At 45.3% G+C, this 25,128-nt stretch carries 26 protein-coding genes and 1 tRNA gene; 14 read left to right on the top strand and 13 right to left on the bottom strand.

Annotation, left to right across the window (positions count from 1 at the left end; genetic code table 11):
- Positions 1-4: 4 nt before the first annotated feature.
- Together DYU05_RS13320 and DYU05_RS13315 are read right to left on the bottom strand one after the other, a co-directional pair.
- Entirely contained in the window at positions 5-1,393 is a 1,389-nt protein-coding gene (locus DYU05_RS13320; protein ID WP_117383598.1) for a mercuric reductase, read from the bottom strand.
- Positions 1,393-1,674, bottom strand: a complete 282-nt coding sequence (locus DYU05_RS13315) for a DUF427 domain-containing protein (protein ID WP_117383597.1) — start codon at positions 1,672-1,674, stop codon at positions 1,393-1,395. Before DYU05_RS13315 ends, DYU05_RS13320 begins: the two co-directional genes overlap by 1 nt.
- 214 nt (positions 1,675-1,888) lie before the next feature.
- On the opposite strand from DYU05_RS13315, the gene DYU05_RS13310 reads away from it, so the two are divergent.
- Positions 1,889-1,960, top strand: a tRNA-Glu gene (locus DYU05_RS13310).
- On the opposite strand, the gene DYU05_RS13305 is transcribed toward DYU05_RS13310, so the two are convergent.
- The 10 genes from DYU05_RS13305 to DYU05_RS13265 form a co-directional block, all read right to left on the bottom strand.
- Complete coding sequence (locus DYU05_RS13305) at positions 1,923-3,488, bottom strand: recombinase family protein (protein WP_117384004.1); 1,566 nt, start codon at positions 3,486-3,488, stop codon at positions 1,923-1,925. The genes DYU05_RS13310 and DYU05_RS13305 overlap by 38 nt on opposite strands.
- Before the next feature lie 43 nt (positions 3,489-3,531).
- Positions 3,532-3,696, bottom strand: coding sequence for a hypothetical protein (locus DYU05_RS21140; RefSeq protein WP_165852074.1), 165 nt, complete (start codon positions 3,694-3,696; stop codon positions 3,532-3,534).
- Positions 3,697-3,890: 194 nt separating this feature from the next.
- Entirely contained in the window at positions 3,891-5,024 is a 1,134-nt protein-coding gene (locus DYU05_RS13300; RefSeq protein ID WP_117383596.1) for a hypothetical protein, read from the bottom strand.
- Between the two features lie 70 nt (positions 5,025-5,094).
- Complete coding sequence (locus DYU05_RS13295; protein WP_117383595.1) at positions 5,095-5,277, bottom strand: hypothetical protein; 183 nt, start codon at positions 5,275-5,277, stop codon at positions 5,095-5,097.
- Between the two features lie 135 nt (positions 5,278-5,412).
- Complete coding sequence (locus tag DYU05_RS13290) at positions 5,413-6,363, bottom strand: hypothetical protein (RefSeq protein ID WP_117383594.1); 951 nt, start codon at positions 6,361-6,363, stop codon at positions 5,413-5,415.
- Positions 6,364-6,613: 250 nt separating this feature from the next.
- Complete coding sequence (locus DYU05_RS13285; protein ID WP_117383593.1) at positions 6,614-6,844, bottom strand: hypothetical protein; 231 nt, start codon at positions 6,842-6,844, stop codon at positions 6,614-6,616.
- Between the two features lie 52 nt (positions 6,845-6,896).
- A complete protein-coding gene (locus DYU05_RS13280) occupies positions 6,897-7,352 on the bottom strand; it encodes a PH domain-containing protein (protein ID WP_117383592.1) in 456 nt (151 codons plus the stop codon).
- Positions 7,339-7,932: a hypothetical protein gene (locus DYU05_RS13275; protein WP_117383591.1), complete on the bottom strand. Its 594-nt coding sequence runs from the start codon at positions 7,930-7,932 to the stop codon at positions 7,339-7,341. Before DYU05_RS13275 ends, DYU05_RS13280 begins: the two co-directional genes overlap by 14 nt.
- Positions 7,932-8,708 (bottom strand): DUF4099 domain-containing protein, encoded by a 777-nt coding sequence (locus DYU05_RS13270; protein WP_117383590.1) that lies wholly within the window; start codon positions 8,706-8,708, stop codon positions 7,932-7,934. The genes DYU05_RS13275 and DYU05_RS13270 overlap by 1 nt, the downstream gene beginning before the upstream one ends.
- A gap of 1 nt (position 8,709) precedes the next feature.
- Positions 8,710-8,925: a hypothetical protein gene (locus DYU05_RS13265; protein ID WP_117383589.1), complete on the bottom strand. Its 216-nt coding sequence runs from the start codon at positions 8,923-8,925 to the stop codon at positions 8,710-8,712.
- A gap of 173 nt (positions 8,926-9,098) precedes the next feature.
- Here DYU05_RS13265 and DYU05_RS13260 point away from each other — a divergent pair, with 173 nt between their 5' ends.
- From DYU05_RS13260 to selD, 11 genes are all read left to right on the top strand, one after another.
- The gene (locus DYU05_RS13260; protein ID WP_117383588.1) at positions 9,099-9,350 is read left to right on the top strand and encodes a hypothetical protein; all 252 of its coding nucleotides are present in this window, start codon (positions 9,099-9,101) and stop codon (positions 9,348-9,350) included.
- 4 nt (positions 9,351-9,354) lie between these two features.
- Positions 9,355-9,726: a DUF6660 family protein gene (locus DYU05_RS20920; protein WP_133300230.1), complete on the top strand. Its 372-nt coding sequence runs from the start codon at positions 9,355-9,357 to the stop codon at positions 9,724-9,726.
- 82 nt (positions 9,727-9,808) lie between these two features.
- On the top strand, positions 9,809-14,143 hold the full coding sequence (locus DYU05_RS13255) for a CusA/CzcA family heavy metal efflux RND transporter (protein ID WP_117383587.1): 4,335 nt from the start codon (positions 9,809-9,811) through the stop codon (positions 14,141-14,143).
- Positions 14,144-14,153: 10 nt separating this feature from the next.
- Positions 14,154-15,329, top strand: a complete 1,176-nt coding sequence (locus DYU05_RS13250; RefSeq protein WP_117383586.1) for an efflux RND transporter periplasmic adaptor subunit — start codon at positions 14,154-14,156, stop codon at positions 15,327-15,329.
- A 3-nt stretch (positions 15,330-15,332) separates the two neighbouring features.
- Positions 15,333-15,755 (top strand): Fur family transcriptional regulator, encoded by a 423-nt coding sequence (locus DYU05_RS13245; protein ID WP_117383585.1) that lies wholly within the window; start codon positions 15,333-15,335, stop codon positions 15,753-15,755.
- A gap of 38 nt (positions 15,756-15,793) precedes the next feature.
- Positions 15,794-17,125: an RIP metalloprotease RseP gene (gene rseP / locus DYU05_RS13240; protein ID WP_117383584.1), complete on the top strand. Its 1,332-nt coding sequence runs from the start codon at positions 15,794-15,796 to the stop codon at positions 17,123-17,125.
- A 100-nt stretch (positions 17,126-17,225) separates the two neighbouring features.
- Positions 17,226-19,280: a heavy metal translocating P-type ATPase gene (locus tag DYU05_RS13235; RefSeq protein WP_117383583.1), complete on the top strand. Its 2,055-nt coding sequence runs from the start codon at positions 17,226-17,228 to the stop codon at positions 19,278-19,280.
- 71 nt (positions 19,281-19,351) lie between these two features.
- The gene (locus tag DYU05_RS13230) at positions 19,352-19,690 is read left to right on the top strand and encodes a YnfA family protein (RefSeq protein ID WP_117383582.1); all 339 of its coding nucleotides are present in this window, start codon (positions 19,352-19,354) and stop codon (positions 19,688-19,690) included.
- 24 nt (positions 19,691-19,714) lie between these two features.
- Positions 19,715-19,930 carry a GDCCVxC domain-containing (seleno)protein gene (locus DYU05_RS21465; protein WP_117383581.1) on the top strand — a complete coding sequence of 72 codons (216 nt, stop codon included), beginning with the start codon at positions 19,715-19,717 and terminating at the stop codon, positions 19,928-19,930.
- A gap of 450 nt (positions 19,931-20,380) precedes the next feature.
- Entirely contained in the window at positions 20,381-21,415 is a 1,035-nt protein-coding gene (gene mnmH / locus DYU05_RS13220) for a tRNA 2-selenouridine(34) synthase MnmH (RefSeq protein WP_117383580.1), read from the top strand.
- Positions 21,415-22,455: a selenide, water dikinase SelD gene (selD, locus tag DYU05_RS13215; protein ID WP_117383579.1), complete on the top strand. Its 1,041-nt coding sequence runs from the start codon at positions 21,415-21,417 to the stop codon at positions 22,453-22,455. Before mnmH ends, selD begins: the two co-directional genes overlap by 1 nt.
- A gap of 3 nt (positions 22,456-22,458) precedes the next feature.
- Here the strand turns inward: selD and DYU05_RS13210 are convergent, their stop codons facing one another.
- Positions 22,459-23,079 (bottom strand): class I SAM-dependent methyltransferase, encoded by a 621-nt coding sequence (locus DYU05_RS13210; RefSeq protein ID WP_117383578.1) that lies wholly within the window; start codon positions 23,077-23,079, stop codon positions 22,459-22,461.
- A gap of 48 nt (positions 23,080-23,127) precedes the next feature.
- Between DYU05_RS13210 and DYU05_RS13205 the strand changes: the two genes are divergently transcribed.
- Both DYU05_RS13205 and DYU05_RS13200 read left to right on the top strand, forming a co-directional pair.
- Entirely contained in the window at positions 23,128-23,604 is a 477-nt protein-coding gene (locus tag DYU05_RS13205) for a rhodanese-like domain-containing protein (protein WP_117383577.1), read from the top strand.
- Positions 23,605-23,648: 44 nt separating this feature from the next.
- The gene (locus tag DYU05_RS13200; protein WP_117383576.1) at positions 23,649-24,896 is read left to right on the top strand and encodes an MFS transporter; all 1,248 of its coding nucleotides are present in this window, start codon (positions 23,649-23,651) and stop codon (positions 24,894-24,896) included.
- The last annotated feature ends 232 nt before the right edge of the window (positions 24,897-25,128 follow it).

The following is a 25,128-nucleotide window of genomic DNA, read 5'->3' as shown; positions in this document are numbered from 1 at the left end:
AATATCAGTCTTCTATTGACATAAAAAGGTTGTTCAGCGATTCTGAATAGGTTGGGTGCGCAAATACACAATACCGAATGCGATCGTAAGTAATGCCGCCCTCCATAGCCATTTGCAGCACTGTCATTATTTCGCCGCCTTCAGTACCTATAACCGCGGCACCGAGAATCTGCTTCGTATCAGCATCTACAACAGCTTTCATAAAACCTCGTGTATCTCCTGTTTCGATGGCCCTGGCCACGTGAGCCATAGGAAGTTTAGCTACTTTAAAGTTCAAGCCTTTTTTTAAGGCTTCTGCTTCTGTTATCCCGATCCTGCCTAATTCGGGGTCGGTAAACATGCAATAAGGCACAGGACGGTCCTGAATGCTTAAATTTTGCCCCTCAATTAGGTTGCGGTAAACAATGGTATAGTCGTTATATGAGATGTGGGTAAAAGCAGGCCCGCCTTTTACGTCACCTAAGGCGTAAATACCCGGCTTAGTAGTTTCCAGCTTGTCGTTTATCTTAATAAAGCCTTTCTCATCTACTTCAACGCCAGTCGTATTTAGGCCTAACTTGGATGTTTGTGGCGCACGGCCTATAGCCACCAGCACATGCGAACATTTTATCTTCTGCTCTTTATCGCCGGTTTTAACAGTTACGGTTACCTGGTTCTTTCCTTTATTTTTAAACTTTATAGCTTTCGTATTCGGGAGAATGCTCAACCCTTCTTCCTCCAAAATATGGGTAAGCTCAAGCGATACATCTTCATCCTCATGGCCTAATAGCCGGGCTGATCTTTCCAGAATGGTTACTTTACTGCCAAACCGTTTAAACATCTGCCCAAACTCCAGTCCGATGTAATTTCCACCCAAGATCAAGAGGTGCTCAGGAACGCTTTCGAGTTCTAATATCGAAGTCGACGTGAGGTAGTCTATATCGTCCAAGCCATCTATATCATGCGGGATGATGGTTTTACAGCCAGTATTCAGGAAAATGAGGTCGGCCTTAAACTGGCGAGCCTTTCCAGTTTTTGGGTTTACAGTTATTGTTTTTTCTCCCGTGAAAGACGCTTCACCGAATATCAGGTCAAGACCTTTGGTCTGTTCTATAGCTTTTTGCCCTCCATTGCGCGATTTAAGCACAATGCCTTGGGTCCGTTTTTTAATTTGTTTAAGATCTACCGTATATCCTTTGATCTTTACCCCCATGTCGTTGCACCGGCTGGCCAAATAAGCTATCCTGGCACTTGCAACCATTGTTTTAGTGGGCGTACATCCGTCGTTTACACAGGTACCGCCTATATAGCGTTTCTCTATCAGCAAAGTTTTTTTCCCGGCTGCTGCCAGCTTTTTAGCCAACGGGCCTCCGGCCTGACCCGATCCAATTACTATAGCGTCGTATTGCTTCATCAGTCGGTTACCTTTACACCTTTCCAGAAAGCAACGTAATTAGCAATTTGTGCAGCGGCTGACTTTGGTTCAGGGTAATACCACGCAGCGTCTTTATTTTGGCTGCCGTTCACCTCTAACGAGTAGTACGAGGCAACACCTTTCCACGGACAGGTAGTATGCGTATCAGAGTTTTTTAAGTATTCCTGTTTTACACTTTCTTTAGGAAAGTAGTGATTGTTTTCAATAACGATGGTTTCATTGCTTTCTGCAATAACCTGGTTGTTCCAGATTGCTTTCATGAGTTAATATGCTTAGGTGATGTGTTGTAAATATACTTACCAAAGGCGCAATTATAATGTAGAAGGATTGTTTTTGTTTGACGTAAGAAATTTTTGTTGCTGTAAACCAACGCATTAAAAAAAACTTCAAAAATTCTTTTAAAATTAGAAGCTAACACATATCTTTGCAATCCCAAAATAAGGGAAACGGTTTTAACAACCGCCAACTATATAAGGCCCGTTCGTCTAGGGGTTAGGACATCAGATTTTCATTCTGGCAACAGGGGTTCGATTCCCCTACGGGCTACTTGAGGGGAAAGGTTGTAAAAAGACAACTTTTCCCCTCTTTTTTTGCCTTGTAAATTGCTGTTTATCAGCAAGATAAGAGAAAGTGGTTCACTCAAATAAGCGGTTCGATGTTGGGTTCCGTCAAAACATAGATTTTTGGGGTACATCGAACCAATAATTTTCCTCTTTTCCTCAACTGGCTGATTTTTATAGTGTTGCAGGATATTTGAATATCGGGCTATTACTACGTCTAAAAGCATCTCAATAGACTTTAACTCATTTGATTTAGCCGGAAGGTCCGCCAGTTTACTTTCTAATAGCCTTAATTCTTCATTACATTCGGCTTTTATCGCTTTAAAATCATCGGCATCAATCTCTTCTTTTAATAGCCTTTTCCTGGCCTTAGATAAGATTAATCCCTGCTCTTCAATCCTATTTGAGATAACTTTCTTTTCATCTAAATCATCCCTGCTGGTTGATCTGCATTCGTCCATAACCACCATTTTAAACAGTTCGCCAACACCCGGTGCTAAATTGAACTTGATCAGTTCATCCTCAAAGTATTGATTGACTGTTTCTGCCTTGAACCTGCATTTACAGGTAGTGCCGGTGCAATGGTAATAATAATAGCGTTCGTGCCTTCCTTTTGATGCGCTGCCTGTTAGCATCCGGTTACAATCCGGGCACTCTAAAAAGCCACGTAGCGGTAGCATATCCTTTGATACAACTTTGGTAGCTATAGGGCGCTTATTGCCATTTAAAATGTTTTGAACTTCATAAAAAAGTGTTTGCGATATCAGGGCCTCATGCTGAGATTTTACAAACTGCATTTCCTCGTTTTCAAATGGGGGAACTACGATGATACCCGCATACATCGGATTGCGGATGAGTTTCCAGAAATTATTGCGTTCACATTTGAGGCCTCTCTGACAAGCAATTTTGCGGACCTGTTCGGCAACAAGAATACCTTTAGACAATTCCTCAAATACCCATTTCATTAAAGCTGCTTCAGGATGTTTTGGGGCGATATACTTCCTTCCATCGGGATACACCAGGTTTTGGTAGCCTTTAGGTGCCGCGCCCATCCAGCGGCCTTCTTTCCTGGCCCTGCGCATACCACCGGAGGTGTTTAACGCTCGTCTTCCATTTTCAGCTTCAGGGATAGATAAATAAACCGCAAGCATTACCGTGCTCTCAGGAATGCTAAAATCAATCGGCTGGTCGATGGCCATCGCCTGCACATTGATCGCCCTTAAAATACCGATCATCTGGTAGGCAAATTCAATGTTCCTGCTAAACCTGTCCCATTTAATGAAAAGGATATTTTCCCGGTCTTTCTTTTTACGGTTTTTAACGACGGTCAACAATTTGTTCCATTCCGGCCTTTTGAAGTTTTTGGCAGAGTAGTCTTCCCGGAAAATACCTTTTACCTCGATGTTGTTAAATTCACAGTGGCGTAGTAAACGGTCTTCCTGTTCAGGCAGGGAGTAGCCTTTTCTTTTTTGCTCATCCGTACTTACACGGACGTATAAATAAGCAGAAGTCATAATAGTAAGAATTTGATAAAGAGAGCATTACAATACGACCGCGTTATGTGTCGTTAAAGTATTGATTAACAGTCAATTTAGCCAAAATATATAAGAAATCCAAAATAATCTTCGCTTCTTTTTCGTCAGCAACTATTCCATTTTTGGCAAGCACTTTTACTGCCTGTTCGGGAGTGATATTTCTTTTATGAGGTAGGATCGGTTTCATTATCAAGCCTGTAAGGCTGCAATAATGCCGTGTTTTTTTAGATCAAATTGACAAGTGTTTCGGTACTACAGAACAATAATAATCTTTCTCAACCCTGCGGGAAATTAAGATAAGAGTATTGTTTATCAGCGGTTTCAAACCAGTAAAATCAATTCAACGAGAAAGATAATTAACCCTCGGGGTTCGCCTATTAATCAGCGGTTGAACAACCCGAGAATATTCCCGAAAACACGCCGGAAAAACAATCTGATTTTATCCCAGAATGATAATGACTGCGGCACTGTTGAGCCCAAGGAAATAATGTAAGCTTGTATTTGTGTAATTGGAAGCCAATTAACTTTTAAGCCAGGCTGCCTTCTATTAATATAAATTTCAAAATCTTTTTTCAACTCTTCATAATTGCTTATCATTATATCAGCATGTCCCTTTCGCTGCATGTTTCCATTGTAAATACGGAATGAACTGCCCGAACCCTTTAAAAGCAGTGTAAGAATGTGCAATGCATAATATTGAATGTAAGCACTATGGATATAACTTGTATGAACAAAGTTATTCGACCAGCTGTTCAATGTTTTCATAAAGATCACGGGAAATGGCAATACGATCCGGGATGATGATTTTTTTTTGCATTCTTCTGCAATAAATTCCCAGGCTACCTGGGTGAATTTCTTTACCGGTATATCTTTTTTATCCACTATATCGGTATAACCAATGATCTGTCTTCCGAATATTTCTACCATCTGCCTGATTTGGAACATCACCATCGGTTTCAGGTCTCTCAGGTAAAGATCTTCGATTGTATCACGGTCTTCAATATAAAATAATTCCTTAGCTGCTGAAAATATATCGTTCGGACTCAGCACCGGTTTACGCCAGCTCGTCGGCGCAACTCGGTCAACGGATTTGCGGATCTGCACTTCATAGTGAACAAGAAGCTGTTCAAGGTCCACATCAAGGCTGCGGAGGGTATGATCATATCTTCGAACTGTTGCAGGCTTTATGTTTTCGATCAGGTGATTGCAATAATCTTTAGCGGCAAAAAGATGACAATTTAAAAATTCCCTGATTTGTTCTTTACGAATGGCTCCCACGATAAAAAGCTGAGGCACAAGCTGCTCATCTTTATATATCTTACCTTTTAAGATCCCGTCAATGTATGCAACGTACCAACTCAGATGTGCCTTTGCAGCGTCGGAATAAGCCGCGTCATAAAAGCTTGTCTTGAACTTTACAGCTTCCTCATAAGCTTTACTGTACGCTTCTTTAGAGTAAATTATCGGATAGTTCGTATTTGTTTCAGCTTCAAATTCAAAATCTACTTTAATCATTATTATATCGCAATATGGGATAAAGTTAAAGGCCCGTTCCCGAGCCTTTAACGCAATTACCTGAACTTACCTACAGATCAACAAGGCACTGACCGTATTCACGGGCAAATACCTGCCTGATACTTCGTTTACACCACCAGCCGTTAACTGATCTGATGATGATCGTTTCACCGGCTATAAAGTGTTCTGCTAAAGAGCCGTAAAAGGCAGTGACCATAAAGGGGTTGCCTGTAACTAAAATTTGCTTTGCCATCTTTTTGAATGGTTTTTAAGTGACCGATTTTGCGATGGATAGCGTATAAACGCTGAACGATTGGATAACAACAAATTTAATCATATCCTGCTTAGTAACCAAATACGTCGGTATTACCTGGCGGCCGGAGCCTGATCAGGTTCTGGACAATCCAAATCCTGCTGCAATTTCATCATAGTTCTTCCAATTAACATATAGTGTAAACTGATTTGGTAAACAAAGGATCTCAAACTGCCCGTCGATAAAACTTGGTGATACCATCCAGGATGATAAAATCCTGCCTTCGATCATTTCGGGATGCCCATCAATCATCAACCTGCGCTGCCCTTTGCTGTTAATGGTACCTGCCATAAATTTGCCGGCCACGTCGAAAGATATTGAGTAGGACGATAATATATCACTTTCAAAAAAAGGAAAGTGATGCAAACCGGTATAGGCGCTTAACATATCCGCTTTAAGTTGAACTTCCTGGTAATACCGGGCATGGTTTACGCCTTTCTGTATGAAAAGTTCATCGTAATGCTGCGCAAGCGAATTTTCGCCTTCCTTTTTCACCATATAACTTAACCAATGATTCATTGCAGAGATAGTTATTTTATTGGCGTTGGAACGGTAATGCCTTAATCCATCCGGCGTGATCAGATCTTCCGGCTTTAAATCAAATTCACTGGTCCAGTCAGTAGTATCAAAGTAGCTCGCTTTTATCACCTGCCTTATAGCATCGTCCGAGCTTTCATAATTTTCCAGCAAGATATTTTCAAAAGTCATCGATAGCGACCTTACCAGTACTGCAAGTTCTCTTGTGTGTATTACGGCACTATGGGCGTACGAACTTAAGCCGGCTTCAATCTTCCTGAGATCATCAGGATAATAGCTCATTGAGGAGAGCAGGCGTTGCCGGAATTTTTGAAGCCTTCTTTTATTAAAATACTCTAATGCGTCCAGTTCTGCATAGGCATCATCAGTAACCAGCGGCCCGTCTTCCGGCGTTTTTAGAAATTCCTGCGCATATTCAGATGCCTCTCCATTGGATTCCTTATGGCTTAACTTTTTCTGAAACCTGTTTTCTCTATTCTTTTTTTTCACAATGTTTACGTAAAAAAGACTTGATTTATTAGAAATTAAAGCCGCTTTAAACGGTAGTATTTTTGCATTGCCGATGCCCCGAATCGTTACTTAATCAATCAGAAAAATCACTAAAATGTGATATAATAACAAAATCCCCAGAGCGCTCGCCGCCTGGGGATTTTAACCTAAACCTTATCACAATTGTGAGCGGGTTGCCCACGATTTTAGTAGCGCGCAACATACTAAAAAACGATTATATCAATAACATTTACCAGCGATTTGCATTACGATTTTTAGACCGCATATAGTCCTGGAACATTCGCTCGTGGAAACGTTTATCCGCTTCTCTTTTTGACCGCTGGTTATAACCCCATATGAAGAGCGCCCATATGCCGAAGCCTACGCCATAAAGCGGGAAAGGGTTTCTTGCTACCAATGCGCCCCAAAAAGCGAAAGTGGAGATGAAGCAGGAAGCGATAAAATAGAATATTGTCTTCATGATGTTTGATACCTAAATATACTAATTAGATTAGTAAAATCAAAGTTTTTATTCAATTAATTTCATAAATCCTGTTGTGTTTTCGTGCTTCCTGAACATAGTCCCGAATCGTGTCGATAACGTCAGATTCCGGTATGCCAACCATCCAGATCACCGGATTTTCGGCATCAGTACTTTTTAAGGTCAGGTTCATCAAGCCCAAGAGCTGAAGGATAAAAGATTGCGTTATAACATAATCTTTAACGCGGTATATTTCCAGCATATCCGTCCGTTTAAAGAATATCCCCCGGCTGATCCTGACGACTTCCGGGGTAACGAGGTAAATGCTTTTTCGGATATATAGCAAGCGATACCATCCCGCAGCCAATGTCCCGATACTGAAAAACACAAAAAAAGGCGACAGGTACCAGGCGAGCAGTAAAAAAAGGAGGGCCAAAAAGATGAGCGGCAGGATTTTTAGAACGGCAAAGCTCATTGCCGGTTTTAATAATATTTCATTGTTTTCCATTGTGTTTCAATTGATCTAAAAAGGTGTCGAACCGGATTGGTTTATAGGTGCGGATACCGGAGCGGATGCCAAATGCTTTCTCAAAAATATTCAGTGAGAGGTTATCCGTCGCAAATTCATGATGGCAGTTTTCGGTTTCTATACGAATATTGGGGCTGTTCCAGTACAGCCGGACCCGGCGATCAGCCAGTCCGGCAGCTACTTTAATATCGGCTAACCTTCCTAACAGGTCATTGCCGAATACGAGTGTATATTTTTTTTTCAGCCAGGCGGACCGCATCCATTGTAACTGACCGTCATGGGGCAGGTTGCCGACGGCAACAAACGCCAGGGTATCAATCCGGGAATAGCGGTGTTTGTTAAGGGTTAAATACGCGATGGCCTCCATCGCGCTATAGGTAATGACCACCTCCCTGGTGAGGTCATTACCGGCCATCCATAAATTTGAGGTAGCAGGAACCCGGTGGAAGTCTTTATCGAAGTATTCGCTATCCAGCCCATAACTGAACACTAGGTCGGTTACCTGAAAAAAAGCCTGGAGTTCTCCGGGAACTCCAAGCTCTGTTAAAATCGGATTCATTACCGTGACACACGGCTTTTACTGTCAAAACGGATGTGCTCATTCGTTGCCACGGGCCGCTGGTCCTCTACATCAGCCATAGCGCTGTAATAACCGGGGCTTAAAGTACCGGCTTCCTTTTCGTCCCGTTTCTCACCAAAGAGCGCATTCAGCCCTTTGTAAACCATATAAGAAAGCCCGCCGTCAATGACAATAGAAGCGATCAGGGCCAGCTTGTTAGACCGGATACCATTCAGGTCCGTACCTGAATAATTAAACTTAGTCCTGTCGGCCAGTTCTACTTCTTTGCCTTTGCGGTATTTTTCTTTTTGGGCCGGTGTGAGAAATTCATTGTTGACCATATCGGGTGCCATGATCTTTTCTGTGTCAGAAACAATAAACTCGCGGGTTTCCGAATCGTATTCCACCAGGATCTCCTTTTTATTGCCCTTATTATCGGTGGTCGTTTTCAGAAAGTTCTCTACTTCGCCTTTTTCAAGTTGCCGGGCTTCGTTGTCATCCAGGAAATCCGGCGTATCCGGTTTCCTGTAAATAGGATGGATCAACAGATCCGTTTTACCCTGTTCGTTTTGCCGGAGGGATACTTTGGCATCCATGGCCTTGATCTGTATGCCTTCTGCTTCCAGGTTTTCCAGGTGCATCAGGCCAGTCCTGCGACCTGAAAGCAGTGCTTTCAGGTCATTGACGTTCAACAAAAGCTGGCCTCCTGCCGCCAGACCGATGGTCTCCAATTCCCGGAACGGGAGATCCTTTTCTTTAAAGCTGATCAGGTTCATGTTATCTTCCTATGCTATGTGAAACTTCCTCTTCCTGTACGATGAGCTGCTGCTCTTCAGGATTATTTTTAGCGTTAACTAAGGATTTAAAAAGGCCGTCATTGGGGCTGACCTTTGTTTTGCCGCCTTCCATATCTTCTACAGTGAAGGTTTTGCCTTTTTTATCCAGCACTTTATAAACGTTATTGTTGTAGGCGATCTTTTTACCCGTTCGCATAAAAATTAAATCAAAAACAGCTCGTATAACCTCCCTGGTTTATAAAGAGAACTCCTACAGAATTGGAGATGTGTCAGACTTATTGCCTAGGGGAAAGCAAGTGCCTGCCTGCCGGATGAGCGGGATGAATAAGCCAGGTTAAGCGGAGCGTACGGTCTTATTCGGCAAAGCGGATGGGGCATACGGCAGGCAGGCTCTTGCAGCGCGGCCCGGAATCTGGCGAAGGAATGCAGCAAAGCAAATGGATGAGCCTGATGGGAGGGCAAGGGGAATGCAGCAGGGATGGCAGCGGCATCCTTCGGGAGAAGATACAGCGGATTCAGCCCGGCCCCTTTCCAATCCAAATGAGCAAGAGGGGGGCTGCCCGGATGATCCCAATTGATGAAAGAGAAAAGCAGGTAGCGCCTATCGCTTATCTTACATAAAAAAATGGCTGTTAAACGGGTAATTGCTAATGATGATTTATTCACTAACTTTGTAAAAATGAAGTACCTGGCGATCGTCTTCAGTATTTATATGACTCTACTTTCCCTGATGCCCTGTCAGGATAAGGAAGATATTGCCTCCAATTTTATTTTCAGCACTTCCTTTCATAGCAGTCATTCGGCAAAAGAGCATAGCGGCCAGGAAGTGTGCCCGCCTTTTTGTACCTGTTCGTGCTGTTCTACGGCAAGAACGCTTACATCAAAGCCCCTGACCATCGTATTTTTCAAAATCGTTAAAAGTCAATATCCTGACAGCAAAATCTCCGCTTTACAGGACCAGCCTCTCTCCGTCTGGCAGCCCCCACAATCCGTATAATCTTCCCCTATTTATTTAACTGTGCATTCTTCCTTTAAACGGAGTGAATGTGTCTTATCTATTTCATTTCAGCAATTATTTTATGTTAGATGCCATTATACGGTTCAGCATCCGTAATAAACTGGTGATCGGCTTTTTTACCCTGGCGTTAATTGCCTGGGGTATATGGAGCACTTCTCAGATCCCGGTAGATGCTTTACCCGATATTACCAATAACCAGGTGCAGGTGATCACCAAAGCACCAACGCTTGCCGCGCAGGAAGTGGAGCAGTTTATTACCTACCCGGTAGAACGTTCGCTGTCCAATCTGCCCAATATTACCGAAATGCGCTCTATGTCCCGTTTCGGGCTGAGTGTCATAACTATCGTTTTCAAAGAGTCCGTGGATGTTTATTTTGCCCGTCAGCTGATCGCCGAGAAGCTGAACGAGGTACAGGAGCAGATCCCCAAAGGTACCGGCAGGCCGGAGATGGCACCCGTTACCACGGGCCTGGGAGAAATCTACCAATATATATTACACCCCAAAAAAGGAAGCGAAAAGAAATATTCGGCGATGGACCTGCGCACGATGCAGGACTGGATCGTAGTGCGCCAGCTGTACGGTATTGCGGGCGTTGCGGAAGTTACTGCCTTTGGCGGGGTGGCCAAACAATTCGAGGTCGCCCTCGACCCGGATAAGCTCAAGGCAATGGATGTAACCATCCCGGAGGTATTTACCGCTTTGGAGAAAAACAACCAGAATACGGGTGGGGCTTACATAGACAAAAAACCCAATGCCTATTTTATCAGGGGTGTGGGTTTGATGTCGGGCATCCCTGATATTGAAAACACGATCATTAAACGCCAACTTAATGGTGTACCGATACTGGTAAAGAATGTCGCCAAAATACAACTGGGTTCACCGCCACGCTACGGGGCGATGACCTATAACGGCGAAAAGGAAGTGGTCGGCGGCATCGTACTAATGACGAAAGGGGCTAACAGCGCCGAAGTGGTCGGCTTAGTAAAAGAGCGCATGAAGCTGGTACAAAAGTCCTTACCGAATGATGTGATCATCGAGCCGTTCCTTGACCGTACTAATCTCATCAACCGCGCGATCAGTACGGTGGAGCGTAACCTGACCGAGGGCGCACTGATCGTGATCTTCGTATTGGTGCTGTTTTTAGGTAACTGGAGGGCCGGCTTAATTGTTGCCTCCGCTATCCCGTTATCGCTACTGTTCGCGCTTTCATTGATGAACCTTTTTGGTGTCTCGGCCAACCTGATGTCCTTAGGCGCGATTGATTTCGGGCTCATTGTAGATGGCGCTGTTATTATTGTAGAAGCGACCATGCACCACCTGGCATTGCGTAAAACTACGGGCCGCTTCACCCAGCAGGAAATGGATGAGGAAGTATTCCTGTCCGCATCCCGCATCCGAAACAGCGCTGCATTTGGAGAGATCATTATTTTGGTGGTATATATCCCCATCCTGACCCTAATCGGGATCGAGGGCAAGATGTTCCGGCCAATGGCGCAAACCGTAGGTTTCGCCATCTTAGGTGCGCTGCTCTTATCACTAACCTACATCCCGATGATGTCGGCCCTTTTCCTTTCTAAAAACGCTGAACCTAAAAGGACGTTTTCTGACCGCATGATCGGCTTTTTTCAGCGCAGGTACGAACCCATCCTAAAAGCAGCTATCCGTTTCAAATACCAGGTGGTGGCAGTCGCGGTGGTCCTGATGATCATTAGTGTTTTTATCTTTTCCCGAATGGGTGGTGAATTCATCCCCCAGCTGGAAGAGGGTGATTACGCTATTGAATTTGTGCTGCCGCAGGGAACCTCCTTATCCCAAACTACCGAAACCATTATGCAGGCCGAACGGATGCTGCGCAAATACCCACAGGTAAAAATGGTGGTGGGCAAGACAGGCAGTGCCGATGTGGCTACCGACCCGATGCCACCCGAAGCATCTGACCTGATGGTGATCCTGAAAGATAAATCAGCATGGCCGGATGGTAAAGGCTTTTATGAACTGGCGGACGATATGCGCAATACCTTAGCAGATATCCCAGGTGTGATCGCAGAACCCAGCCAGCCGATCCAGATGCGCTTTAACGAATTAATGACCGGTGTTAAACAGGATGTCGCGGTAAAGATATTCGGCGAGAACCTGGACACCCTGAATTTATTAGCGGCTAAAGTAGCACTGGCGATCAAGCCTGTTAAGGGCGTAACCCAGCCACAGGTGGAAAGGGTAAGCGGCCTGCCGCAGATCACGGTCAAATATGACCGCGCGCGGATGGCCAATTACGGGTTAAATATTGAAGATGTGAACCAGGTGATCAGTACCGCTTTTGCGGGGAACACGACGGGTTCTATTTATGAAAATGAACGCCGGTTTGACCTCGTTGTACGATTGGATTCCGCCCACCGCAACGCCATCGAGAATGTAAGCGAATTATTTATTCCTACACCGGATGGAAACCAGGTTCCTTTATCGCAAGTGGCAACCGTTGCCTATGAAACCGGGCCGGCGCAGATCAGCCGTGAGAATGCCCGCCGGCGGATCGTGGTCAGCTTCAACATAACGGGCAGGGATGTAGAGAGCGTAGTGAAAGAAGTGCAGGCCAAATTAAATACGAAAGTGCCGTTACCCACCGGATATTACTATACCTACGGGGGGACATTCGAGAATTTGCGCCAGGCAAGTGCCAGGCTGATGATCGCCGTCCCGGCAGCGCTGCTGCTGATATTCATTTTGCTGTATTTTACTTTCAAATCCATTAAGCAAGCGACACTGATTTTTACCGCGATACCCATGTCAGCCATCGGCGGTGTGTTCGCGCTGTTGTTAAGGGGAATGCCTTTCAGTATTTCGGCAGGTGTGGGTTTCATCGCTTTATTCGGCGTTGCGGTATTGAATGGTATTGTACTGATCGGTACGTTTAACCAGTTAGCCAAAGATGGAGTGGAAGATGTTATGGAACGGATCTACCAGGGCACGAAGGACAGGTTGCGCCCGGTATTAATGACTGCTACGGTAGCTTCTTTAGGCTTTCTGCCCATGGCTGTTTCCACCAGCGCGGGTGCAGAGGTTCAAAAACCCTTGGCAACCGTGGTGATCGGCGGATTATTAACGGCGACGTTGTTAACCCTGGTTGTGCTGCCCTTGCTTTACCTGATCTTTACAAAAGCCGGTGGCCATTCATCAGGGAAAGTAAAAAAGACTGTACTGACCTTATTGGTTTTCGGTTTTACGCTGCCCGCTTTCCCGCAGACATCACCGCCGGCGACACGGATCACCCTGAACGGGGCTTATGAGCTGGCTATTCAGAATAATTTACAACTGAGGTCGTCAGGCTTAAAGATCGAGCAGCGAAAGGAATTGGGCAAAACGTCGTTTACACTCCCTAAAACAGGCGTGTTTGTAGAGAATGAAGACATCAACCCGCAGGATCAGAAAGGCATCCTGAAGATCGGGCTGTCGCAAAGCCTCGACTGGCCCGGACTGTATAAGGCCCGAAAAAACCTTTTAGCGGAGCAAACCCGCTCGGCAGAATATTCCCGCGACGCGCAGGTGATGGAAGTGAAAAAGAATATTGCGGGGATCTATTATAATTTATGGTACTATCAAAGCAAGCAAAGCTTGTGGCAAAGGCTGGACAGTATTTACGGAACATTAGCAAAAGCTGCGGTGTTAAGGGTAAAGACAGGTGAGAACGCGGGCTTGGACAGTATAGCCGCGCAGGCCAAAGCAAAAGAAACCAAAGTGCAATTGCGCCTTATCCAAAAGGATATCAAAAATCAGCAGGAAGCTTTAAAACGATTGCTCAATACCACCTTAGCCCTGTTGCCGGATAGCTTGCCGTTGAATAAAGTAGCATTAGCGGGCACAGAGGCCGATACCGTTGCGCACCCGCTTTTAAAAATCCAGCAGCAGCAGGTAAATATTGCCGGGGCGGAGCTCAAATTAGCCGGGCAGAGCCAGATGCCATCTTTTGAGGGGAGGTTCTTTTCGCAACGTTTGTACGGCATCAGCCCGCCTTATTCCGGGTTTTCCGTAACCGTAGGTATCCCGCTTTTCGGACGGGGGCAGTACCTCCACAGCATCAAGGCTGCGCAACTGGAAAAAAATTACCAGCAAACTATGCTGAGCGATCAGCAACTGGCATTCAGTACTTCTTATCGCCAGGAAATGGAGCAGCTGCAAAAGAACAGCGATCTGCTGGACTATTACACCTCTACAGGTTTGAAGCAGGCGGATGCTATTATTAAAGCAGCCAACCTGTCTTACCGTTCCGGCGAGATCGGTTTTGCAGAACTTTCGCAATACCTTACCCAAGCTATAGATATCCAGCGCAACTATCTCGAAGTGCTCAATGAATATAACCAGAGCGCTATTCAACTGAATTATTATACCAACAGCAAATAAGACATATCCCATGAAACTCATATTTAAACCCTATATATACCTGATGCTTATGGCAGGAATGGTTGCGTCCTGTACGCAGCAGGAAAAGCCCAAAGAAGCTGATACGGAAAAAGAAGCTGCTCCAGCACAGGCAAATACAGTGAGCCTTACTACAGCCCAAATTAAAACAGCCGGCATTGAATTGGGTAAGATAGAAATGAAGAACCTGGCTACGGCCATTAAGGCCAACGGGCTATTGTCCGTACCTAATCAGAATAAGGCGTTGGTAACTTCAGTTACCAACGGCACTATCAAAACCCTGACGGTACAGCCCGGAAACTATGTAAATAAAGGGCAGGTTATCGCCACCATATTAAATCCTGATATTGCTCAGTTACAACAAGCTTCGCAAACCACCCAGGCCCAATTAACACTGGCGCAGCAGGAATATGAGCGCCAGAAAGAACTGGTGGCGGGCAATGCCGCACCGCTAAAGAACTTACAGAAAGCCGAAGCCGAACTGGCGGCATTAAAATCTACCAAGCGGTCACAGCAATTGCAGCTGTCGGCTATGGGGATCTCGCAATCTGCTACGAACAGCGGTCGTTTGGTGACCAGTATCTCGGTGGTCGCCCCCATCAGCGGTACGGTAAGCGAAGTGTCGGCACAGATTGGTTCCAACGTGGATGCGTCCACACCCATTGCGCAGATCGTTAACAATTCGCAGCTGCACCTCGATCTTTTTGTATTTGAAAAAGATTTGCCGAAGGTAAAGGCCGGGCAGCGCATCCACTTTACGCTCACCAACAGCGCGGGTAAGGAGTACGACGCAAAGATTTATTCTATCGGGACAGCTTTTGCCAGCCAGTCTAAAACGATCCCTGTTCATGCGGTGGTAATGGGCGATAAAACAGGTTTGATCGAAGGTATGAATGTAACGGCCATTATCAGTATCGGTAATGCTGTTTTACCGGCAGTGCCCTCAGAAGCTATCGTGAGCAACGGCGGGCAGGATTATATTTTTATGGTAAAAAAACAGGACGCCAAAGAAACGCTTTTTGAGCGTGTACCGGTAGCTAAGGGAGTTTCCGATATCGGGTTTACCGAGATAACGCCGGTAAAGAACCTGAAACCGGGTTCTATTATCGTGATCAAAAAAACATTCTTTGTCCTGGCTAAAATGGTGAATACCGGGGAGGAAGAATAGGTGATGAAAGAACTGGAAAGTCAGCTTATTGAAAAACAGATCAAACCGACGGCTATGCGGCTCGTTGTGCTGGATTTTTTGGTGAAACAGGAAAACGCGGTCAGTCTTACGGATATTGAATTAAACCTGGATAAAACAGACCGGGTAACCTTGTACAGGAGTATTAAAACTTTTGAAGAACATGGTTTGGTCCACCGGATAGATGACGGAACAGGTATTACCAAGTTTGCCTTATGCCAGCCATCCTGTACGGTAGAAGGGCACCATGACCTGCACGTACATTTCTATTGCACGGTTTGCGAAGAAACACATTGTTTACCCAAAACACAGATACCGGAGGTAAGGCTTCCGGCAGGATACGAAAGAGAGGAAACCAGCCTGCTGGTGAAAGGGGTTTGCGCGGAATGCAAAAGGACATATGCCTGATAGAACAGGTTAAATTACTGATGAATTAAATTGTTAACATGCACATTTTGCTCATTACGGGACAATTCTTATTAAGCCTGTCGCTATTGGTCGTGGTCCATGAACTGGGGCATTTCCTGGCTGCTAAAGCTTTCGGGATACGGGTAGAGAAATTCTACCTGTTTTTCGATGCCTGGGGATTCAGCCTGTTTAAATTTTCTTATAAAGGCACCCTGTATGGAATAGGCTGGCTTCCCTTGGGAGGGTATATCAAAATGGCTGGTGTATTTGAAGATACAGAAGGTGCAAATACGAAGGGTGATGACCGTGATGGTTTTTATACCAAACGGGCCTGGCAGCGCCTGGTTGTTATGTCCGGAGGGGTTATTATGAACATGGCTGTTGCTATACTGATCTTTTCATCGCTTTCCGTTAAATATGGAAGTGGTTACATGCAGAAGATCAAAGCTGATTTTGGGATCATTCCTGCTGACGTTGGCAAAAAAGCCGGGTTATTGCCCGGTGACCGGATTATAGAGGTGAATGAAGATTCGCTTTATTACCAGGATGAATTAACGAGCACCCGGATTTTGAAGGGGAATACACTGCTCACGGTGGTGCGCTCGAAAGGAAAAGAGCGTATTCATTTGCATCTCAATGTTTCACCTGCCACGATCAGGTTGCTCGCTGATAAAGCGCCTACAGCGTTTTTTAAGATAGGAACACCATTTAAGATCGACTCCATTTATTCCAACAGCGACCTTAAAGCCGCCGGATTCAGTAAAAGCGATAAGATCACCGCGGTTAACGGAAAGCCGGTAAACTACTATGAAGAGTTCATGGTAAAGCTTCGGGAAAATAAAGACAAACCTTTATTGCTGACGGTTGTCCATGACGGCAAGACCAGCCAGGTAGAAGCGCATCGAGATAAGGACGGACATATCGGGTTTTCGTTGGAAGCGGTACATCCGCCCGAAACAAAGCCAGTTCAGGCCACTTTACCGCAATCTGTATCCTTCGGCGCAGGCCGCACCTGGTCGGTGTTTTCTGAAAATGCGCGTGGCGTTAAAGACATTATTCAAGGCAGGGTGAAAGCGGCTGATGCGCTTACCGGGCCGGTAGGTATCGCTCTTCTTTTTGGCGAAGCCACGGACTGGAAAAGATTTTGGGGGTTGATCGCGGTTTTATCAACAGCGCTTGCTTTTATTAACCTGATGCCGGTACCCGTTTTAGACGGCGGGCAAGTCCTGCTTTTAGCAATTGAAGCCTTTCGCGGCAAACCACTGAAAGCGGTTGTAATCGAATATAGCCAGATGGCTGGATTTATCCTGTTAGGCCTGTTATCCCTATTTGTGGTCTACAACGATATTGCGAGACTGATTATGAAATGATCACTGAAAAATAACTGCCGGTAAAAAGATTGCAATACAGTTGCAGCCCTAACCGGCTTAAATTTGTTTGAAAATATACATCCCACTAGCCCATCATACAATGAAAAAGGAAGCACCAAAAAAGAATACTAAAGGACAACCCCGCGTTGATATCTCTACGAGTAAAGAAAAAGAAGAAAAGGCACATCAGCATGATGAAAAAGAGGCGGGCCACGACCATGACCACGGGGGCATGTTCGGCAAAAACACCGAACTGAACTTTGCCGCGTTGTCCGGGTTATTTCTTGCCCTGGGTTTTGGATTGTCTTTTGTGCACACCCTTCCCCCGATTACCAGTACCATACTTTATGGTATTGGCTATTTCTTTGGTGGATTTTACACGACGAAAGAAGCTTACGAGGCTATCAGCACGGGCAAATTCGAGATTGACTTTTTAATGCTGGTCGCGGCTGTCGGCGCGGCCTGCCTGGGCCAGTGGGCAGAGGGCGCGCTGCTTTTATTCCTGTTCAGCTTCGGGCACTCCCTCGAACATTATGCGATGGGTAAAGCGACCAAGTCCATTGCAGCGCTCGCCGACCTGGCTCCCAAAACAGCTATCGTACGCCGGGATGGCAAAGAAACAGAGGTACCTATTGAAGAACTGGTGCTGGGCGATATCATCATCGTTAAGCCCAACAGCAAAATTTCTGCTGACGGCGCGGTCATCAAAGGTGAAAGTAGTGTGAACCAGGCGCCCATCACCGGTGAAAGTGTGCCGGTGGATAAATCCCCGGTAGTTGACCCGGATAAGGATCATGATGATAAAACGCTGAAAGCCGAGAACAAAGTCTTTGCCGGAACGATCAACGGCAGCCAGGTACTGGAGATAAAAGTAACCAAGCTGGCAGCTGATTCCACTTTATCGCGACTTGTTAAGCTGGTCAATGACACGGAAGCGCAGAAGTCACCTACACAATTATTTACCGATAAGCTGCAGAAGTATTATGTACCTGCGGTGTTGGCATTGGTTGGGCTGTTACTACTTGCATTCCTGGTTATTGATGAACCTTTCAGCAAAAGTTTCTACCGGGCTATGGCGGTTCTGGTCGCTGCAAGTCCTTGTGCATTGGCCATATCCACCCCGAGTGCTGTTTTAAGCGCGATTGCCAGGGCCGCAAGAAGCGGCGTATTGATCAAAGGTGGCGGTCCATTGGAAGAACTGGGTGGCATTACTGCCATCGCGTTCGATAAAACCGGAACACTTACAGAAGGCAAGCCCCAGTTAACAGGTGTAGTGGCATTAGCTAAATTATCGGAAGATGAGGTGTTAGAGATCGCCATTGCCGTTGAGAAATTAAGTGACCACCCCTTAGCGGCAGCCATTGTTAAAGGAGGCCTGGAAAGATTAAAGCAAAAGGATATTCCATCGGCCAAGAACCTGCAGGCCGTTACCGGCCATGGTGTGAAAGCCACAGTAGGCAACAAAAAGATCGTTATCGGCAACCGCAGCCTGTTCAAAAAATTGGCTGATGAGGTGCATACACAAGTGGAAAAACTGGAAAAGGAAGGCAACACAACGATGTTGGTGGAACAGGAAGGGGAAATCATCGGTTTGATCGCCTTAATGGATGTACCCCGCAAGGAGGCTAAAAAGACGTTAAAGGAATTAAAAGATCTGGGCATAAAGCGCATGATCATGCTGACGGGCGACAACCAGCAGGTAGCCGAAGCCGTGGCCAAACAGATCGGTATTACCGATGCGATGGGTGGTTTACTGCCGGAACAAAAGGTAAAGGCCATTCAGGACCTGATCAAAAGGGAGAAGAAAGTAGCTATGATCGGTGACGGTGTAAATGACGCACCCGCCATGGCTAAAAGCACCGTCGGTATCGCTATGGGTGCGGCAGGTTCAGATGTGGCTTTAGAAACCGCTGACATCGCGTTAATGGCTGACCGGTTAGATAACCTGCCGTTTGCTATCGGTTTAAGCCGTCAATCCCGCAGGATCATCAAGCAAAACCTGGTTGTAAGCCTGGGGATGGTTGCTGTATTAATACCGGTAACTATTTTAGGCATAACCGGTATCGGCCCGGCGGTAATAGGCCACGAGGGCTCTACGTTGTTGGTGGTTTTCAATGGCCTCCGCTTACTGGTTTATCAAAATGGTCGTAAATGATCCGTAGCACATCTGATCATCATTTAACATCACAGCGGGAATAAGTATATTTGGTTTTTATCGCCATTACCATGAAAGTCATTAAATCTTTACTGCTATTTATTTTGGCCGGCATATTCGAGATCGGCGGCGGTTACCTTATCTGGCAATGGCTTAAGGAAGACAAACCCTATTGGTACGGCTTGGCAGGTGCTGTGATTTTAGCCTTTTACGGCATTGTAGCTACCTGGCAAACAGCCAATTTTGGCCGTGTTTATGCAACATATGGCGGGGTATTTATTGTACTTGCACTCCTGTGGGCCTGGAAAGTGGATGGGTTTAAACCTGATCGCTGGGATATGATCGGCGCGGGCATCGCACTGATCGGCGCATGTATAATCATTTATATGCCACGTCAGCCCGTAGTTTAATTAAGCTGGTTAAATAATATTTTAATGGTTAATAGTATCTTAAATAGCACTTTGATTACCTGCCCGCAGTGTGGGTTTGAAAAGCAGGAACAAATGCCGTTAAATGCCTGTACATATTTTTATGAGTGCGATAATTGTAAAACCAGGCTCAAGCCTTTAGCGGGCGATTGTTGTGTTTTTTGCAGTTATGGTTCTGTTAAATGTCCGCCTGTTCAGGACGGACGCAGTTGCTGCAGATAGATCACCGGATCATCTCATAGAACTTAATGAGGTAGCGATAGAGTCAGGTGCCGGAAAATTTCGGTGGTCTGCATACAGTATAAAGCCTCCATATCAGATAAAGCCTCCATATCAGAAACTTCGATCCGTCACCAGGCTGTCCTCGCAAGAAACCATTCCATACGGGTATGGCCGGCAAGAATATCCACCATGACCTGAACTGCCACGATCTATCGCAGGATGCCCAAAGATGGATTTTAACCTCTCCGCGAACTATATTAGCAAAGCTATTGTCCTGATGGCATGCCCTGAAGCACATTTTATTTTCGTAGAACGTAACGCACTTGGCTATGTCTATTAGCTTAAATGCCAGGATACTTTTTAAGCTCCGTCCTGTCTTAAAAATAAACGTTACTTGCTATCTGAGGATAGCAAGTAACGTTATTTGAATTGTAATGTATCTTTGCCTAAATGACCAAGCCGATTTTAATCAATGATTTCCTGCATCTCCATGACATCGTTCCTTTGATCGATGTTCGTACACCGGCGGAGTATGAACAGGGCCATGTGCCGGGCGCATTCAACGTGCCGTTGTTCAGTAATGAAGATCGGGTCAGGGTAGGCACGACTTACAAGCAGGTCGGGCGTGAAGAAGCAATACTGTTGGGCTTTGACTTAACCGGTTCTAAATGGTCTTCCTTTATTAAGGAAGCTTTGATTATTGCACCTGACAAAAGAATAGGTGTTCACTGCTGGCGTGGTGGTATGCGCAGCGGGGCTATGGCATGGGCACTCGGTTTGTACGGCTTTGAAGTATTTTTGATACAAGGTGGCTACAAAAAATATAGGGGCTGGGTGCATCAGCAATTTGAACAGCCCTACAAGATTCAGATACTTGGAGGCATGACCGGATCAGGTAAAACAAAATTATTGCAACAACTTAGCGTTACAGGGGAGCAGGTAATTGACCTGGAAGACCTTGCACAACACCAGGGTTCATCTTATGGCAGTATGAATAAGCTGATACAGCCTACTCAGGAGCAGTTTGAAAACAACCTGGCCGGGAAATTAAAAGACATTGATAAAAAGAAAAAGGTATGGGTGGAAGATGAAAGCCTTACTATTGGTAAACGGTCTATACCCAACCCGTTCTGGCATCAGATGCGGGATGCAGCGATAATTGATATTAAAGTGGATGTACAGCGACGTGTTAATTCCCTGGCTGCTGAATACGGGTCTTTAGATAAGGATTTTCTGATGGAATCCACGGAACGTATCCGAAAACGGCTTGGCCCGGAGCAAACCAAATACGCTATAGAGGCCATTATGGAGGGGCGTATAAAAGATTTCGTAAAAATCGTGTTGGTCTATTATGATAAAACCTACCGGACCGGTTTGAGCAAAAGGGATATTTCCAAAGTATCATCACTTGAGCTTGATGATACAGATATAGCCACACAGGCTAATAATGTATTAAATTTCACAATCAACGCGCCAGCTAAATAATGGATACGACATCAATAAAACTTACTCAATATTCCCACGGCGCGGGTTGTGGCTGTAAGATCAGCCCTGCCATTTTAGATAAAATACTGCATAGTAATATCGCCTCGGTTACCGATCCGAATTTGCTGGTTGGCAATGATAAAAGGGACGATGCTGCAGTGTTAGACCTTGGGAACGGCACCGCTTTGATCTCTACTACCGACTTTTTTATGCCGATTGTTGATGATGCGTACGATTTCGGGCGTATCGCTTCTGCTAATGCCATCAGCGATGTTTATGCGATGGGCGGTAAACCGGTTTTAGCGATTGCTATTTTAGGATGGCCGATTGATAAACTTCCACCTGAAGTAGCTCAAAAAGTTTTAGAAGGTTCCCGGGCCGTCTGCGCCGAAGCCGGTATTACCTTAGCAGGTGGCCATAGCATTGATTGCCCCGAGCCGGTATTCGGCCTGTCAGTAAACGGTGTCGTTAATATCCCGCAATTGAAGCAAAACTCCACGGCAACCCCCGGTTGTAAATTATATCTTACCAAAGCTTTAGGAGTTGGCATTTTGTCAACGGCTCAAAAAAGAGGCGTATTATTACCGGAAGATGCAGCTATTGCACTAAAGAGTATGACCACATTAAACAAGCTGGGCGAAGTATTCGGGAAGATGGATGATGTAAAGGCCATGACGGATGTAACCGGTTTTGGTTTGCTGGGGCACCTTTCTGAAATGTGTGAAGGCAGCGGCTTGTCGGCAGTGATCGAATTTGATAAAGTGGCGGTGATCCCTTCTTTAGCAGGTTACCTCGAACAAAAATGCTTTCCAGGTGGTACCGGCCGTAATTGGAGCAGTTATGGGAGTAAGATAGGGCCGCTAACCGCAGAACAGCAATATATACTGGCCGACCCGCAAACAAGTGGCGGCCTGCTGGTAGCCGTTGCCGAAGAAGGTGCGGCGGCTTTTGAAGCAAAACTACAAAGCCTTGGACACAGTTTAGCACCTATCGGCTGGCTAAAGGTGCCGGGCAACGATGCGCTGATAACGGTGATTTGATGTTTAATTGATACTTTGCTTTTTAAAACTACAGAACAGGAAGTTTTGCCTGGTTTGAAAGGGGGTGATATGGTCTTCACTGATACACCGGATCTTTTCAAAATCTTTTTTTAACTGGCTTTGCAATTGGACTTCCGTATATTGTTTGATCGGCAGGCCGCTGCATTTATCCGGGCCGTTTTCAGAAAAGGTGCCAACCACCATATAATTATTGATCGCCCTGCCCGCGATTTGCAGGTAAGCTGCGATCTGGCTTTTACTGGTCAGGAAATGAAAAGTCGCCCGATCATGCCATAAGTCAAAATGCTCATTCGTTTTAAATTCGGTAATGTCAGATACCACCCATTTAACCAGTTCGCTTTTAGCACCTAACCTGGCTTTGGCTTTTTGTATGGCGGCGGCTGATATGTCCAGCACGGTGATATTGACAAAGCCCTCCTGTAAAAGAAAATCCACCAGGTTACTGTCCCCACCACCAATGTCAATGATGCTGGCATTTTTAGATAACTGAAACCCGTGAATGAAATCCAGGGATGTTCGCGGGACAGCTTGCGTCCAGCTAACCTGATCGGGAGTTTTGTTGGTATAAACATCATCCCAGTGCGCTTTTTGACTATCTTTCATGGATTAACCACATATTTACAGTTTAAAGGTCTATATTATTATCATCAAATGAAAAATAAAATACTAATAACAATTTGCAGCCTGCTCATTGCCGGGTTATGGCCTTCCGAAACTACAGCGCAAACATCCCCCGTAGCAGTGCCATCTATCCTGAATAATTATCCCTGGAAGGACAGTGAGTTAATAGCGCCTGCCGTTTTAGCCGCTAACTTAAAGGAGCCCCCGGCTAAATGGCCAATGATATTAAATATCGGCGCGGTCGAAGATATAAAAGGAGCCAAACACATCGGCGCGGTTAGCAAAGATGAAAATATGAAGTTGCTGAGAAAGACCGTTGCCGCGCTGCCTAAAAACACGGTCATCGTGGTTTATTGCGGTTGCTGCCCGTTTAGCAAATGTCCTAACATCAGGCCCGCTTTCCTGGAAATGAAAAAAATGGGGTTTACACATGTTGAATTATTAAACCTGCCTGTCAACCTGCAAACCAATTGGGTTGCTAAAGGTTACCCATTGGCAGGAAGCTGATCGGAATTTACTTAGGCAGATCAGATGCATATCTTATTAGAATAATGAATAAAAAGGCAGCGTCAGTATCATTCTTCAACGCATTAAAAGATTCCTTTCAGGTCTTAAAGAACCGTCTTTTCTCTTTATTATATTTCGCAGAATCTATCAGCCTGCTGGGGGACGCTTTTACCTGGGTTGGCCTGGCCTTGTTATCCTACCAGTTTGGCCGGGAGCGTTCGGCCATTATTTTAGCAACGGCTTTGACCCTTCGGGTTACCGCATTCATTCTCTTTTCTCCTTTTGCCGGTGTGCTTGCTGATCGTGTGAGCCGTAAAACCATTTTATATACTACTCATTTTATCCGAATGGCGATTGTCGCCTGTTTGCCTTTTGTTACCCAGGAATGGCAGATCTATGCGCTTGTCTTTTTGCTCAACATATTTAATGCCTTTTTTACGCCCACTTACCGCGCTGTAATACCGCAGGTGGTAGACCATGCGCACTACAGGCAGGCGGTAGGCTTGTCTACGGCAACTTTTCAAATATTAGGTGTCTTAGGGCCGGGTTTAGCCGGGATACTGGCTGTGTGGTTCGGCGCAAGGCAGATCTTTTTTATCGATGCGGCGTCCTTTGTGCTGGCCGCTGTTTTGATATTGCTGCTTCCCACTAATAAATTACAACATGCTGTAAAGAAAAATGAAAAAACTTTTACGGCCTGGCATGACGCGGTCAAAGGGGTTAAACTATTATTTAAAAGTCCGTTGATCCGGTTCGCACTCTTTATCGAATTTGTCTCCGCCATAGCCGGTGCGCAGATACTGGTCAATACCGTCGGTCACATTAAAAGCGCATTTCATTTAGATGATAAGCATTATGGCTGGGTGATGGCTGCATTTGGTATCGGTGCCAGTATAGCTGCATTTGTCGCCGGTAGCCTGGATAAAACGAAGTCCCGGCGTTTATCTTTGATAGCCGGTGCCCTGGTATTGTCGGTCACTATTTCCATTACGAATTTCGTAGCATATCCCGTGATGTTGATATTGTGGCTTTTTGCGGGTTTAGGGCAAAGCCTGGCGGAAATGCCTTCGGAAACGTTGATCGGTGAAAACATTGCCGAAAACGAACAGGGCAAAGTTTATGGTTCGCATTTTGCTTTTTCTCATTTATGGTGGGCCATCGCTTATCCGATAGCCGGATTTTTGGGCAGCCGTTATGCCGGTAAAGATTTTTTATACGGCGGGCTGATCTCTATGCTGCTTTTAGGAATAGCGCTATTCTTAATGAAAAAGCAAACTAAAATTAAGTCTTAAGCGTTTACTGTTTATTAAGTAACATGATCATCGCTTTATCGGGTCTCACTTTCCGGGTATCATCCCGTTTAGCTGAACCTATCCAATCAATAACCTTGCTTATAGGATTTAGACAAGCTTGCAAAACGCATTCGCCTCTAATTCCTGATCTAACAAAACCTGCAACCCTGCAGGCGTTCCTTCTGTATGTTCTTTTTAAGCATTATCGTTATTCTTTGGTGTTAAAAACACG

Origin of the sequence: Mucilaginibacter terrenus, assembly GCF_003432065.1 — a bacterium.
GTDB lineage: Bacteria > Bacteroidota > Bacteroidia > Sphingobacteriales > Sphingobacteriaceae > Mucilaginibacter > Mucilaginibacter terrenus.
The sequence above is the reverse complement of the archived record's forward strand: the minus strand, read 5'-3'. Positions and strand labels throughout refer to the sequence as shown.